We start from the raw sequence: 14,539 nt of genomic DNA, 5'->3' as shown, positions 1-14,539 counted from the left end.
GGCGTTGTTACTTGACGATGGCTTGCGCGAAGGCGTCGATGATGGGGCGGATGGCCGCCTGCTTGAGCTTGAGCGAGGCCTGGTTGACCACCAGGCGCGCACTGATGTCCATGATGCGCTCGACTTCGATCAGGTGGTTGGCCTTCAAGGTGTTGCCGGTGGACACGAGGTCGACGATGGCGTCGGCCAGGCCGGTCAACGGCGCCAGTTCCATGCTGCCGTAGAGCTTGATCAGGTCGACGTGCACGCCTTTGCTCGCGAAGAACTCGCGCGCGATGGCGGTGTACTTGGTGGCGACTTTCAGGCGCGAGCCCTGGCGCACGGCCGAGGCGTAGTCGAAGTCGGCACGCACCGCCACGCTGACGCGGCAGCGCGAGATGTTCAGGTCCAGCGGCTGGTACAGGCCTTGGCCGCCGTGTTCGATCAGCGTGTCCTTGCCGGTCACGCCGAGGTCGGCGCCACCGTACTCCACGTAGGTCGGCACGTCGGAGGCGCGCACCAGCACCACCCGCACGTCGGGATTGCTGGTCGGCAGGATGAGCTTGCGCGACTTCTCGGGGTCTTCGAGCACCTCGATGCCCGCGGCCTTGAGCAGCGGCAGGGTCTCGTCAAAGATGCGTCCTTTGGACAGAGCAAGCGTGATCATTTGATGCGTTCAATGTCCGCGCCGATGCCGCGCAGTTTGGCTTCCATCTGGTCGTAGCCGCGGTCCAGGTGGTAGATGCGGTCGACAATGGTTTCGCCCTCGGCCACCAGGCCGGCGATCACCAGGCTGGCGGAGGCGCGCAGGTCGGTGGCCATGACGGTGGCGCCCGAAAGGCGGGGAATGCCCTCGATCAAGGCCACCTTGCCATCGGTCTGGATGTTCGCGCCCAGGCGCACCAGTTCGTTGACGTGCATGAAGCGGTTTTCGAAGATGGTTTCGGTGACCTTGCTCGCGCCTTCGGCGATGCAGTTGAGCGTCATGAACTGCGCCTGCATGTCGGTGGGAAAGCCGGGGTATTCGGTGGTGCGGAAGCTCTGAGCCTTCAGGCGGCCCGAGGCGCGCACGCGAATGAAGTCGCCACCGGCGTCTTTGCCGGCTTCGATCCGGGCACCGGCTTCGCGCAGCTTCTCGATCACCGCGTCCAGATGGTCCGCGCGGCCGTGCCGCAGCACCACGTCACCACCGGCGGCGGCCACCGCGCAGAGGAAGGTGCCGGTTTCGATGCGATCGGCCACCACCTGGTGCGTGCAACCGTGCAGACGCTCCACGCCCTGGATGTGGATACGGCTGGTGCCGTGGCCCTCGATCTTTGCGCCCATGGCGATCAGCATCTCGGCCAGGTCGCCGATTTCGGGCTCCTGCGCGGCGTTCTCCAGCACCGTTTCGCCTTCGGCCAGCGCGGCGGCCATCATGAAGTTTTCGGTGCCGGTGACGGTCACCATGTCGGTGGTGATGCGCGCGCCGTGCAGGCGCGTCTTGCCCTTCGCCAGCCCGGCGACCATGTAGCCATGCTCGACGGCGATTTCGGCGCCCATGGCCTGCATGCCCTTGATGTGCTGGTCCACCGGGCGCGAGCCGATAGCGCAACCACCCGGCAGCGACACGCGCGCATGGCCGAAGCGCGCGAGCAGCGGCCCGAGCACCAGCACCGACGCGCGCATGGTCTTCACCAGTTCATATGGCGCTTCGGCCTTGATCGGGTCGGCCGCATGCAGTGTGATGGCGCCGCGATCGGCGCGCGTCTGCGTCTGCACACCCATGTTGTCGAGCAGCTTGCGCATGGTGACCACGTCCTGCAGGCGCGGCAGGTTGTTCAGCGTCACCGGCTCGGCGGTGAGCAGCGCGGCGCACAGCTCGGGCAGCGCGGCGTTCTTGGCGCCGGAGATGGTGACTTCGCCTTGCAGCGTGCGGCCACCGTTGATTCGCAGTTTGTCCATGGGGCGCGTCAGTTTCGGGGTTGGGCCGCCCATTCGGCGGGGGTGTAGGTCTTCATCGACAGGGCGTGCACCTCGTCGGTCTGGATGCGGCCGCCCAGCGTGCCGTACACGGCCTGGTGGCGCTTGATCAGGCGCAAACCATCGAACGCGGGCGAGACGATCACGGCCGACCAATGGCGGCCATCGCCCGAGACTTCGAGGTGCTCGCACGGCAGGCCGGCGGCGATGAGGGATTGCAGTTCTTCAGCGGTCATGGGGTGGTCAGTGCCGGATCTTGTAGCCGGTCTTGAGCAGGTGCAGCGCGATCGCACTCACGATGGCCAGCGCGCCGCCCACCAGCGCCAGGCTGATCCACGGAGAGACATCGCTCACGCCGAAGAAGCCATAGCGGAAGCCGTCGATCATGTAGAAAAACGGGTTGAGGTGGCTCACGCGCTGCCAGAAATCGGGCAGGGAATGGATGGAGTAGAACACGCCCGAGAGGAAGGTCATGGGCACGATGATGAAGTTCTGGAAGGCGGCCATCTGGTCGAACTTCTCGGCCCAGAGCCCGGCGATCAGGCCCAGGGTGCCCAACAAAGCCGCCCCCATGAAGCCGAACGCCAGAATCCACAGCGGCGCCACCAGCGAAGGCTGCGCGAACCACCAGGTGGCCGCCATCACGCCCACGCCCACGGCCAGGCCGCGCACGATCGAGGACCCCACGTAGGCCACGAACCAGGCGCGGTGCGACAGCGGCGTGAGCAGCAGGAACACGATGCTGCCCATGATCTTGCTCTGGATCAGCGAGGACGAGCTGTTGGCGAAGGCGTTCTGCAGCACGCTCATCATGACCAGGCCGGGCAGGAGGAACGCGGTGTAGCTCACCGTGTCGTACACCCGCACGCGGCCTTCGAGCACGTGGCCGAAGATCATCAGGTACAGGATGGCGGTGATCACCGGTGCCGCGACGGTCTGGAAGCCCACCTTCCAGAAGCGCAGCACTTCCTTGTAGAACAGGGTTTGCCAGCCGGTCATACCGTGACCTCCACGGGTGCGGCGGGGCGCGGTTGCGCACCGGTGAGGTCGAGGAACACATCCTCCAGATCGGCCTTGCGGATCTCGATGTCTTCGGGCGACACGCCCACCTCGCGCAAGCGCGCGAGGATGCGTTCGACCGCCAGCGCGTCGTTGGCGGGCAGTTGCACCACGCGCCCGGTGATGCGGGCCTGCACGGCCAGGTCGGTCGGCAAGGCCGCGTCGGTCTTGAAGCGCAGCACGTTGGAGGCCGCGCGCGCCAGCAGCGCCGACGTGGTTTCGAGCGCCACCACCCGGCCCTGCTTGAGCATGGCGATGCGCCCGCACAGGGCCTCGGCTTCTTCCAGGTAGTGCGTGGTCAGCAGCACCGTGCTGCCCAGGCGCTTGTTGAGGTCGGAGACGAACTGCCACAGCGTCTGGCGCAGTTCCACGTCCACGCCGGCCGTGGGTTCGTCGAGCACGATCACCGGCGGCTTGTGCACCAGCGCCTGCGCGATCAACACGCGGCGCTTCATGCCGCCCGAGAGCTGGCGCATGTTGGCGGTGGCCTTGTCGGCCAGGCCCAGGCCTTCGAGCAGTTCGTCGATCCAGGCGTCGTTGCGCTGGATACCGAAGTAGCCGGACTGGATGCGCAGGGCCTCGCGCACGTTGAAGAAGGGGTCGAACACCAGCTCTTGCGGCACGACGCCCAGTTTGCGGCGCGCGGTGGCGTAGTCGGCCTGCACGTCGCTGCCGTGCACGAGCACGCGACCGCTGGTGGCGCGCGCCAGACCCGCGAGAACGCTGATGAGGGTGGTCTTGCCCGCGCCGTTGGGGCCCAGCAAACCGAAGAACTCGCCGGGTTCGATGTCGAAGGAGACCGATTGCAGCGCGTGCAGTTCGCCGCGCGGGGTCGCATAGGTTTTGGAGACTTGCTGGAAGGAAACGGCTGACATGCGCGGGCGGGACCCAAGGCTCACCGGCCACGGCGCAGGACATCTGGCCGCCGCCGGCGAACCGGGTATTTTATGCGTCCCCACCCTGCGGCGCTGGGCTGGGGTCACCCGCCCCAGCCCGGTTCAGGTGGCGAGCAGGTCGCGCACGCCGTAGAGCGACGCCAGTTCTTCCAGGCGCCCGGGCCAGCCGCTGACGCGCAGCGACTTGCCCTGGCTGAGCAGGCAGCGGCGCAATTCCAGCAGGACCGCCAGCGCCGAGGAGTCGAACACCCGCAGCGAACCGGCATCCACCTCCACCGTGGCGCCGGGCTGGCGCGACAGCTCGTCACCGAGACGACTCAGAGTCAGATCCGCCTCGGCCAGGGTCAGGCGGTCGGGCAAGGCAAGGAGAGCCATGCGGTGTTTACTTGGCCTTGGGGGCCGCGCTGCTCTTGTTGCGCTGCACCAGCGAGGCGATCAGGCCGTCGATGCCCTTGCTGCTGATTTCCTGCGCGAACTGGGTGCGGTAGGTTTCCACCAGCCACACGCCGAGCACGTTGAGGTCATAGATCTTCCAGCCCGTGGGCGTCTTTTCCATGCGGTAGTCGAGCTGGATCGGGTCGCCCCGGCCACGCACTTCCGAGCGCACCACCACTTCGGTGTCTTCAGGCTTGGAGCGCATCGGGCGGAAGCTCAGGGTCTGGTCTTTCACTTCGCCGAGCGCGCCGGAGTAGGTGCGCACCAGCAGGGTCTTGAACTCGTCCTGCAACTGCTTTTGCTGCTCGGGCGTGGCCTGGCGCCAGTAGCGGCCCACAACGGAAGAGGTCATGCGCGTGAAGTTCACGTTGGGCATGATCTTGCTGTCCACCAGCGCCATGATGCGGTTGATGTCGCCGGCCTGGATGGCGGCATCGGACTTGATGGTGTTGAGCACTTCGGTGGAGAGGCGCTTGACCATGGCATCGGGCGCTTCGTCCTGCGCCAGGGCGGGCAGGGAGAGGCTGGCGACGGCCATCGTCGCGGCGGCGAGCCAGGAGCGGCGTTTCAACATGTGGTTTCCTTTCGAGGCCATCATCGGCCGTGCTGCAGTGATTGCAGACTAAAGCATCGGACGGCCGGGATTGTGAAGGGGTTCCCCTTCAATCGTTGCGATTCGTATCTTTGGGCTTGTCGCCGCCGTCGCTGTCGCCGTCACCCAGGCCGATGCCACGGTCCACCATGTCGTCGATCTGGCTTTGGCGGCGGTTCAGGTAGAGATCGCGCGTGAAGCTGTATTTGTCCAGCGCGGCGTCTTCCAGCAAAGTGGTCGCCCGGAGGTACGTGGCGCGGGTGTCCACGATGCGCAGCGCGCTGAGGGAGTTGCGGGTTGCCACATGGTCGATGCTGTTCACGGGATCGCCATAGGCGTTGACCACCGTGCCGGCACCATCGCGCACCGACGAAGGGCCCAGCAATGGCAGCACCAGATAGGCCCCCGCAGGCGCACCCCAGAAGCCCATGGTCTGTCCGAAATCCAGGCGGGTGCGCGGAATGCCCATTTCCGTGGCGATGTCCAGCACGCCCGCGAGCCCGAAGACGGAGTTCACGCTGAAACGCATGAGGTTTTCGGTGGCTTCGCGGGGGCGCAGTTGCAGGCCCGCGTTCACCGACGACCACAGGTCGGTCAGGTTGTTGAAGAAGTTGCCCACGCCGGTGCGCACCGGGCTGGGGGTGACGTTCTGGTAGGCCGTCGCCACAGGCTTGAGCACGGCCGTGTCGAGCGCGTCGTTGAATTGGTAAACACCCCGGTTGAGCGGCTCGAGCGGATCGCGCGGATTGGCGTCCGGCCCGGTGGCGCAGCCCGCCGTGAGCGCGATGGCCACCGCCAGCGCGGCGCCTTTCAACATGGCGGCCGTGGGAGGTTGGTGAGTGCGTGTCATGGTGTGGGTTTCCCTGGGCATGCGCCCGGCTGTTTTTGTGTGATCAGCCTGCATTCTCTGCGGCCCCGCGAGGCAGCCGGCCCGCGCTGTTGCAAAGTCCCCACAAGGATTACTTGGGTGCTTCCGCCTCTTTGTTGTTGCTGCCGTCCGCCGCTTTGCTGAACAGGAACTGGCTGATGAGGTTTTCCAGCACGATCGCGGACTGCGTCTGCGTGATCACGTCGCCGTCGGCGAAGTTGCGTTCGTCGCCACCGGGTTCGATGCCGATGTACTGCTCGCCGAGCAATCCGCTGGTGAGGATCTTGAGCGAGCTGTCCTTGGGGAAGGCGTAGCGCGACTGCAGTTCCAGGCGGATGTTGGCCTGGAAGGTCTTGTCGTCGAAGCTGATCGATTCGACGCGACCGACCACCACGCCCGCGCTGCGCACCGCCGCCTTGGGCTTGACGCCGCCGACGTTGTCGAAGCGGCCGGTCACGTGGTACGTCTTCTCGAAATTCAGGCTCAGCAGATTGGCCGATTGCAACGCGAGGAACAGGATGGCAACCGCGCCGATCAGCACGAACAGGCCCACCCAGACGTCGTTCTTGGAAGTTTGCATGTCCATTTTCACCACTCCAGATCAGATGCTGAACATCATGGCGGTGAGGACGAAGTCCAGCGCCAGCACGGTCAGCGAAGCCACCACCACCGTGCGGGTGGTGGCGCGAGAAACCCCTTCGGGCGTGGGATGCGCCTCGAAGCCTTGCAGCAAGGCCACGAAGGTCACGGCGAAGCCGAACACCACGCTCTTGACGATGCCGTTGCCAACATCGGCCCACACGTCCACCCCGCCCTGCATCTGGCTCCAGAAAGCGCCGCTGTCCAGGCCGATGAGCAACACACCCACAACCCAGCCACCGATGATGCCGACGGCGCTGAACACGGCCGCGAGCAAGGGCATGGTGATCACGCCGGCCCAGAAACGCGGCGCGAGCACACGGCGCACCGGATCCACCGCCATCATTTCCATGGCGCTGAGCTGCTCGCCCGCTTTCATGAGACCGATCTCGGCGGTGAGCGAGGTGCCGGCGCGGCCCGCGAACAACAAGGCCGTGACCACGGGGCCGAGTTCGCGCATCAACGACAGCGCCACCAACAGGCCGAGCGCTTCGGTCGCGCCGTAGCGTTGCAGCGTGTAATAGCCCTGCAGGCTGAGCACGAAGCCCACGAAGAGGCCCGAGACGCCGATGATGGCCAGCGAGTGGTTGCCCAGGAAGTGGATCTGGTCGCGCACCAGGGAAGGACGGCGCATCGCCGCGCCCATCAGCCACAGCAGGCGAAGGAACAGGCGGGTGCCGTCGCCGATGCTGGCGAGCAGCAGGCGCGCCGCACGGCCCACACGGGCGGGATGCAGGGCGTTCATGGGCGTGCTCCCCGGCCTGGTTGCGGGCCGAAATCGTTGGCGAGTTCCGGGCCCGGGTGGTGGAAACGCACCGGCCCGTCGGGCAGTGCATTGACGAACTGGTGCACCAGCGGGTCCTGGCTGTGGCGCACTTCTTCGGGCGTGCCTTGCGCGGCGATCTTGCCGTTGGCCAGCACGATCACCTGGTCGGCAATGTGGAAGGTTTCGTCCAGGTCGTGCGACACCACGATGCTGGTGAGCCCCATGGCGTCGTTGAGCTGGCGGATCAGGCGTGCGGCGGTGCCGAGCGAGATCGGGTCCAGGCCGGCGAAGGGCTCGTCGTACATCACGAGTTCGGGGTCGAGCGCGATCGCGCGCGCCAGCGCCACACGACGCGCCATGCCGCCCGACAACTCGCTGGGCATGAGGTTGCGTGCGCCACGCAGGCCCACGGCATTGAGCTTCATCAACACGATGTCGCGCACCAGGGCGTCGGGCAGTTGCGTGTGCTCGCGCAACGGGAAGGCCACGTTGTCAAACACGCTCATGTCGGTGAACAGCGCGCCAAACTGAAACAACATGCCCATGCGCCGGCGCGCTTCGTACAGGGCCTTGGCCCGCATGGTGGTGACATCCTGTCCATCGAACAGGGTCTGGCCCGATTGGGCGCGGATCTGCCCGCCAATCAGCTTGAGCACGGTGGTCTTGCCGCCGCCGGACGCGCCCATGAGCGCGGTGACCTTGCCACGCGGCACGGTCAGCGAGATGTTGTCGAGGATGGCGCGCTGGCCGTAACCGAAGGTCAGGTTGCGCAGCTCGACCAGAGGGGTGTTGGACTCGGTAGGCATCAAACAAAAAACCGGGCAGTTCGGAGCCCGGTTTTTGGATGATACGGGATTCGGGTTTAACCCCCGATCCGTTACCAGCGGTGTCAGCGCGGCAGGTCGGAGAAGCCCATCAGGAACTCGTCCACCGAGCGGGCGGCCTGGCGGCCTTCGCGGATCGCCCATACCACCAGGCTCTGGCCACGGCGCATGTCACCCGCGGCGAACACCTTGGGCACGTTGGTCGCGTAGCCGTCGATGAAGTCGGTGCTGGCCTTGGCGTTGCCGCGCGCGTCCTTCTCCACACCGAAGCCGTCAAGGATGGTGGCGACCGGGTTCACGAAGCCCATGGCCAGCAGCACCATGTCGGCCTTGTAGGTTTTCTCCGTGCCGGGGATCTCGACCAGCTTGCCGTCCTTCATTTCGACGTGCACGGTGGTGAGGCCGGTGACCTTGCCCTTCTCGCCGATGAATTCCTTGGTGGAGATGGCGAACTCGCGCACGCAACCTTCTTCATGGCTGGAACTGGTGCGCAGCTTGAGCGGCCAGTAGGGCCACACCAGGGGCTTGTTCTCTTCTTCGGGTGGCTGCGGCATCACCTCGAACTGCGTGACGCTGACCGCGCCGTGGCGGTTGCTGGTGCCCACGCAGTCGCTGCCGGTGTCGCCACCGCCGATCACGATGACGTGTTTGCCATCGGCGCGCAACTGGCCTTTGACTTTGTCGCCGGCGTTGACCTTGTTCTGCTGCGGCAGGAACTCCATGGCGAAATGGATGCCGTCCAGGTCGCGGCCGGGCACGGGCAGGTCGCGGCTTTGCTCGGAACCGCCGGTCAACACCACGGCGTCAAAGTCCTTCTGCAGCTGCGCCGGCGTGATGGTTTCTTTGGCCCAGTTGGTGACCTTGCTGCCCTTGGGCAACTCGCCCACCATGACGCCGGTGCGGAACACCACGCCTTCGGCCTCCATCTGCTGGACGCGCAGGTCGATGTGGCTCTTCTCCATCTTGAAGTCGGGAATGCCGTAACGCAGCAGGCCACCCACGCGGTCGTTCTTCTCGAACAAGGTCACGTCATGGCCCACGCGCGCGAGTTGTTGCGCGGCAGCCATGCCGGCCGGGCCAGAGCCCACCACGGCGACCTTCTTGCCCGTCTTGTGGCGCGCCGGCTGCGGCTGCACCCAGCCTTCGGCCCAGGCGCGGTCGATGATCGCGTGCTCGATCGACTTGATGCCGACCGCGTCGTCGTTCACGTTGAGCGTGCAGGCGGCCTCGCAAGGCGCGGGGCAGATGCGGCCGGTGAACTCCGGGAAGTTGTTGGTGCTGTGCAGCACGGTGATGGCGTTCTGCCAGTCGCCCTGAAACACGAGGTCGTTGAAGTCCGGAATGATGTTGTTGACCGGGCAGCCGCTGTTGCAGAACGGCGTGCCGCAGTCCATGCAGCGCGCGGCCTGGACCTTGGATTGCGGCTCATCGAGGCCGACGACGAATTCCTTGTAGTGCTTCACGCGCTCCGGCACGGGCTTGTAGCCCTCTTCCAGACGCTCGAATTCCATGAAGCCGGTGACTTTTCCCATGATGCGATTCCTTCGTTTGCTTGCGTGCGTGCGTGCGTGCGGCTTATTTGGCGGGCACGGTGGCTTTTTTCGCCGTGACCTGGGCCTTGGCGGTGGCTTCGGTCGCGGCCTTGCGGGCGTTGATCTCGCCCAGCGCGCGCTTGTACTCGTTGGGGAACACCTTCACGAACTTGCCGCGCGACTGCGCCCAGGTGTCGAGCAGTTCGCGCGCGCGCTTGCTGCCGGTCCAGCGGTTGTGGTCTTCGAGCAGCTTCTTCAGTTGCGCTTCGTCGCTCAGCTCGCGGTGCCAGATGGCGCGGTCCAGCGTGGCTTCCTGCTCGGCGGTGGACAGCACTTTTTCCAGGCTGACCATGGCCGTGTTGCAGCGCTTGGCGAAATCGCCGTCCTCGTCGTACACGTAGGCAATGCCGCCGCTCATGCCGGCGGCAAAGTTGCGGCCGGTCTTGCCGAGCACGGCCACGGTGCCACCGGTCATGTATTCACAACCGTGGTCGCCCGTGCCTTCCACCACCGCGGTGGCACCCGAGAGGCGCACCGCGAAGCGCTCGCCAGCCACGCCGCTGAAGAAGGCTTCACCGGTGGTGGCCCCGTACATCACGGTGTTGCCCACGATGATGTTGCGCACGGCTTCGCCGCGGAAGTCGATGCTGGGGCGCACCACCACGCGGCCGCCGGACAGGCCCTTGCCGGTGTAGTCGTTGGCGTCGCCAATCAGGTACAGCGTGATGCCGCGCGTGAGGAACGCGCCGAACGACTGGCCGCCCGTGCCTTCGAGCTGGATGCGGATGGTGTCATCGGGCAAACCTTCGGGGTGCACCTTGGTCACGGCGCCCGAGAGCATCGCGCCCACCGAGCGGTTGACGTTGCGCGCCACCTCGATGAATTGCACGCGCTCCCCCTTGTCGATGGCCGCGCGCGACTTCTGGATCAGGATGTTGTCGAGCGACTTCTCCAGCCCATGCTCCTGGTTCTGGGTGTGGAAACGGGGCACATCGGCCGGCACGATCGGTTGCGCCAACAAGCGTCCAAAGTCCAGGCCACGCGCCTTCCAGTGTTCGATGCCTTGCTTCATGTCCAGCAGGTCGGCGCGGCCGATCAGATCGTCGAACTTGCGGATGCCCAGCTGCGCCATGATCTGGCGCGCTTCTTCGGCGATGAAGAAGAAGTAGTTCACCACGTGCTCGGGCTTGCCGGTGAATTTCTTGCGCAGCACCGGGTCTTGCGTGGCCACGCCCACCGGGCAGGTGTTGAGGTGGCACTTGCGCATCATGATGCAGCCTTCCACCACCAGCGGAGCGGTGGCGAAGCCGAACTCGTCGGCACCGAGCAAGGCGCCGATAACCACGTCGCGGCCGGTTTTCATCTGGCCGTCGGCCTGCACGCGGATGCGGCTGCGCAGGCGGTTGAGCACCAGCGTCTGCTGCGTTTCGGCCAGGCCGATTTCCCAGGGGCTGCCGGCGTGCTTGATGGAGGACCAGGGCGAAGCGCCCGTGCCACCGTCGTGGCCCGCGATCACCACGTGGTCGGCCTTGCACTTGGCCACGCCCGCCGCGATGGTGCCCACGCCGATTTCGGACACCAGCTTGACGCTGATGCTCGAGTGCGGCGCGACGTTCTTCAGATCGTGGATCAGCTGCGCCAGATCTTCGATCGAATAGATGTCGTGGTGCGGCGGCGGCGAGATCAGGCCCACGCCGGGCACGCTGTGGCGCAGCTTGCCGATGTAGTCGCTCACCTTGCCACCGGGCAGTTGACCGCCCTCGCCTGGCTTGGCGCCCTGCGCCATCTTGATCTGGATCTGGTCGGCGCTGTTGAGGTACTCGGCCGTGACACCGAAGCGGCCCGACGCCACCTGCTTGATCTTCGAGCGCATCGAATCGCCCGCTTGAAGTTCGTAGTCGACCTCGAAGGTGTCCTTGCCCAGCAGGTCGGACATGGTCTGGCCCTGCTTGATCGGGATGCCCTTGAGCTCGTTGCGGTAGCGCAGCGCGTCTTCACCACCTTCACCGGTGTTGCTCTTGCCGCCGATGCGGTTCATGGCCACGGCCAGCGTGGCGTGGGCCTCGGTGGAGATGGAGCCGAGCGACATGGCGCCGGTAGCGAAGCGTTTGACGATTTCCGCGGCGGGCTCGACTTCGTCGATCGGAATCGCGGTGCTCGGATCGATCTTGAATTCGAACAGGCCGCGCAGCGTCATGTGGCGGCGACTCTGGTCGTTGATGAGCTGAGCGTACTCCTTGTACGTGTTCCAGTTGTTCGCGCGCGTGCTGTGCTGCAGCTTGGCGATGGCGTCGGGCGTCCACATGTGCTCTTCGCCGCGAGTGCGCCAGGCGTATTCGCCACCGGCTTCGAGCATGGTGGCCAGCACCGGGTCGTGGCCGAAAGCGGCCTTGTGCATGCGGATGCCCTCTTCGGCGATCTCGAACACGCCGATGCCGCCCACGCGGCTGGCGGTGCCGGTGAAGAACTTGTCGACCGTCTCGCTGTTGAGGCCGATAGCTTCGAACAGCTGCGCACCGCAGTACGACATGTAGGTCGACACGCCCATCTTGGACATGATCTTGGACAGACCCTTGCCGATGGCCTTGACGTAGTTATAGATCGCTTTGTCCGCGCTCAGGTCGCCCGGCAGCCCCTTGCTGATGGCTTCCAGGGTTTCCATCGCCAGGTAGGGGTGCACCGCTTCGGCGCCGTAGCCCGCGAGCACGGCGAAGTGGTGCACCTCGCGCGCCGTGCCGGTCTCCACCACCAGACCGGCGGTGGTGCGCAGGCCTTCACGCACCAGGTGCTGGTGAATGGCGGAGAGCGCGAGCAGCGCGGGAATGGCGATTTGCGTGGCGCTGATGGCGCGGTCGCTGATGATCAGGATGTTCTTGCCACCCTTGATCGCGTCCACCGCGCTCGCGCACAGCGAGGCCAGCTTGGCTTCCACGCCTTCACGGCCCCAGGCCGCCGGGTAGGTGATGTCCAGCGTGTGGCTGCGGAACTTGCCCTGCGTCACGGCTTCGATGTCGCGCAGCTTGGCCATGTCGGCGAAGTCGAGCACGGGCTGGCTCACCTCGAGCCGCATCGGCGGGTTGACCTGGTTGATGTCGAGCAGGTTGGGCTTGGGGCCGATGAAGGACACCAGCGACATCACGATCGCTTCGCGGATCGGGTCGATCGGTGGGTTCGTCACCTGCGCGAACAACTGCTTGAAGTAGTTGTAGAGCGGCTTGTTCTTGTCGGAGAGCACGGCCAGCGGGCTGTCGTTGCCCATGGAGCCGATGCCCTCTTCGCCGTTGGCGGCCATCGGGCTCATCAGGAACTTGATGTCTTCCTGGGTGTAGCCAAAGGCCTGTTGACGGTCCAGCAACTCGGGCGCGACGCGCTCCATGCCGGCGGTTTGCGGCTCGGTGGCGCCGATGCCCTGCTCCTGTGCCGACTCGCCAGCCACGGGCGTTTCCACGTCGTCGAGGCGGATGCGCAGGTTGTCGATCCACTGCTTGTAGGGCTTGCTGTTGGCGAGGTTGGCCTTGAGCTCCTCGTCGTCGATCATGCGGCCTTGTTCCAGGTCGATCAGGAACATCTTGCCGGGTTGCAGGCGCCACTTGCGCACGATCTTGTTTTCCGGCACGGGCAACACGCCCGACTCGGAACCCATGATCACGAAATCGTCGTCGGTGATGCAGTAGCGCGAGGGGCGCAGGCCGTTGCGGTCCAGCGTGGCGCCGATCTGGCGGCCGTCGGTGAACACGATCGAGGCCGGGCCGTCCCACGGCTCCATCATGGCCGCGTGGTATTCGTAGAAAGCCTTTCGGCGCAGGTCCATGGTGGTGTGCTGCTCCCAAGGCTCGGGGATCATCATCATCACCGCTTGCGCCAACGGGTAGCCGGCCATGGTGAGCAGTTCAAGGCAGTTGTCGAACGTGGCGGTGTCGGACTGGCTGGCGAAGCTGATCGGGTACAGCTTCTGCAGATCGGCGCCCAACACGGGGGACGACATCACGCCTTCGCGCGCCTTCATCCAGTTGTAGTTGCCCTTGACGGTGTTGATTTCGCCGTTGTGCGCGACGTAACGGTATGGGTGCGCCAGCGGCCACTCGGGGAAGGTGTTGGTGGAGAAGCGCTGGTGCACCAGGCCGAGGGCCGACACACAGCGCTCGTCTTCCAGATCACGGAAGTAGGTGCCCACCTGATCGGCCAGCAACAGGCCCTTGTAGACCACGGTGCGGCTGCTCATGCTGACCACGTAGTACTCTTTGCTGTGGGTCAGCTTGAGGCTCTGGATGTGGGCGCTGGCGGTCTTGCGGATCACGTACAGCTTGCGTTCCAGCGCGTCCTGGACGATCACGTCGTTGCCACGGCCGATGAACACCTGGCGGATGATCGGCTCCTTCTCGCGCACCGTGGGCGACATCGGCATGTCGCGGTTCACCGGCACATCGCGCCAGCCCAGCAGCACCTGGCCTTCGGCCGCGATCGCGCGCTCCATCTCTTGCTCGCAAGCCAGGCGGCTGGCGTGTTCCTTGGGCATGAAGATCATGCCCACGCCGTATTCACCGGCGGGTGGCAGCGTCACGCCTTGAGCAGCCATTTCCTCGCGGTACAGCGCGTCGGGCAGTTGGATCAGCAGACCCGCGCCATCGCCCATGAGCTTGTCGGCACCCACCGCGCCCCGGTGGTCAAGGTTCTCAAGAATCTTCAGGCCCTGCTGCACGATCGCATGGCTCTTCTCGCCCTTGATGTGCGCCACGAAGCCCACGCCGCACGCGTCGTGCTCGTTGGCCGGGTCGTATAGACCATGTTGTTGAAGATGCTGCTGCTCGGCTGCCGTGTTCATGGCGCTTCCTTCTCGGTTCGTGGGGCGTAAATGCAAAAACGGATGTGGAGCTTATTGCATTGCAACAACAATGCCAAGCAATTTAAATGGGGTCAGATTCCATTTAAATTCCGACAAATTCAATCTACATTTTATTGGGGACAGATCAAATTGAAACGAATTTGG

At 65.2% G+C, this 14,539-nt stretch carries 13 protein-coding genes; all 13 read right to left on the bottom strand.

All coding sequences use genetic code 11. From position 1 onward, the window contains the following. Window positions 1–7: 7 nt before the first annotated feature. Entirely contained in the window at window positions 8–646 is a 639-nt protein-coding gene (gene hisG, locus FFS09_RS05315) for an ATP phosphoribosyltransferase (RefSeq protein ID WP_137917822.1), read from the bottom strand. Further along, window positions 643–1,923 carry a UDP-N-acetylglucosamine 1-carboxyvinyltransferase gene (murA, locus tag FFS09_RS05310; RefSeq protein WP_137917821.1) on the bottom strand — a complete coding sequence of 427 codons (1,281 nt, stop codon included), beginning with the start codon at window positions 1,921–1,923 and terminating at the stop codon, window positions 643–645. The genes hisG and murA overlap by 4 nt, the downstream gene beginning before the upstream one ends. A gap of 8 nt (window positions 1,924–1,931) precedes the next feature. Beyond that, window positions 1,932–2,177, bottom strand: coding sequence for a BolA family protein (locus FFS09_RS05305; RefSeq protein WP_137917820.1), 246 nt, complete (start codon window positions 2,175–2,177; stop codon window positions 1,932–1,934). A 7-nt stretch (window positions 2,178–2,184) separates the two neighbouring features. Continuing rightward, on the bottom strand, window positions 2,185–2,940 hold the full coding sequence (locus FFS09_RS05300) for an ABC transporter permease (RefSeq protein WP_137917819.1): 756 nt from the start codon (window positions 2,938–2,940) through the stop codon (window positions 2,185–2,187). Continuing rightward, a complete protein-coding gene (locus FFS09_RS05295; RefSeq protein ID WP_137917818.1) occupies window positions 2,937–3,875 on the bottom strand; it encodes an ABC transporter ATP-binding protein in 939 nt (312 codons plus the stop codon). Before FFS09_RS05295 ends, FFS09_RS05300 begins: the two co-directional genes overlap by 4 nt. Window positions 3,876–3,998: 123 nt before the next feature. After that, window positions 3,999–4,271, bottom strand: coding sequence for an STAS domain-containing protein (locus FFS09_RS05290; RefSeq protein ID WP_137917817.1), 273 nt, complete (start codon window positions 4,269–4,271; stop codon window positions 3,999–4,001). Window positions 4,272–4,278: 7 nt separating this feature from the next. Further along, window positions 4,279–4,902 (bottom strand): MlaC/ttg2D family ABC transporter substrate-binding protein, encoded by a 624-nt coding sequence (locus FFS09_RS05285; RefSeq protein ID WP_502703721.1) that lies wholly within the window; start codon window positions 4,900–4,902, stop codon window positions 4,279–4,281. A gap of 91 nt (window positions 4,903–4,993) precedes the next feature. Next, a complete protein-coding gene (locus FFS09_RS05280) occupies window positions 4,994–5,773 on the bottom strand; it encodes an MlaA family lipoprotein (protein ID WP_137917815.1) in 780 nt (259 codons plus the stop codon). Window positions 5,774–5,882: 109 nt separating this feature from the next. After that, a complete protein-coding gene (mlaD, locus tag FFS09_RS05275) occupies window positions 5,883–6,371 on the bottom strand; it encodes an outer membrane lipid asymmetry maintenance protein MlaD (protein WP_137917814.1) in 489 nt (162 codons plus the stop codon). A gap of 21 nt (window positions 6,372–6,392) precedes the next feature. Further along, window positions 6,393–7,175, bottom strand: a complete 783-nt coding sequence (gene mlaE / locus FFS09_RS05270; protein ID WP_137917813.1) for a lipid asymmetry maintenance ABC transporter permease subunit MlaE — start codon at window positions 7,173–7,175, stop codon at window positions 6,393–6,395. Further along, on the bottom strand, window positions 7,172–8,002 hold the full coding sequence (locus FFS09_RS05265) for an ABC transporter ATP-binding protein (RefSeq protein WP_137917812.1): 831 nt from the start codon (window positions 8,000–8,002) through the stop codon (window positions 7,172–7,174). Before FFS09_RS05265 ends, mlaE begins: the two co-directional genes overlap by 4 nt. 83 nt (window positions 8,003–8,085) lie before the next feature. Further along, the gene (locus FFS09_RS05260; RefSeq protein WP_137917811.1) at window positions 8,086–9,552 is read right to left on the bottom strand and encodes a glutamate synthase subunit beta; all 1,467 of its coding nucleotides are present in this window, start codon (window positions 9,550–9,552) and stop codon (window positions 8,086–8,088) included. A gap of 43 nt (window positions 9,553–9,595) precedes the next feature. Continuing rightward, window positions 9,596–14,374: a glutamate synthase-related protein gene (locus FFS09_RS05255; RefSeq protein WP_137917810.1), complete on the bottom strand. Its 4,779-nt coding sequence runs from the start codon at window positions 14,372–14,374 to the stop codon at window positions 9,596–9,598. Window positions 14,375–14,539: the final 165 nt, after the last annotated feature.

It is taken from the genome of Hydrogenophaga sp. 2FB, from assembly GCF_005503365.1.
Taxonomy (GTDB): domain Bacteria; phylum Pseudomonadota; class Gammaproteobacteria; order Burkholderiales; family Burkholderiaceae_C; genus Hydrogenophaga.
Note: the sequence above shows the minus strand (reverse complement) of the source record. Positions and strands in the feature narration are given on the sequence as shown.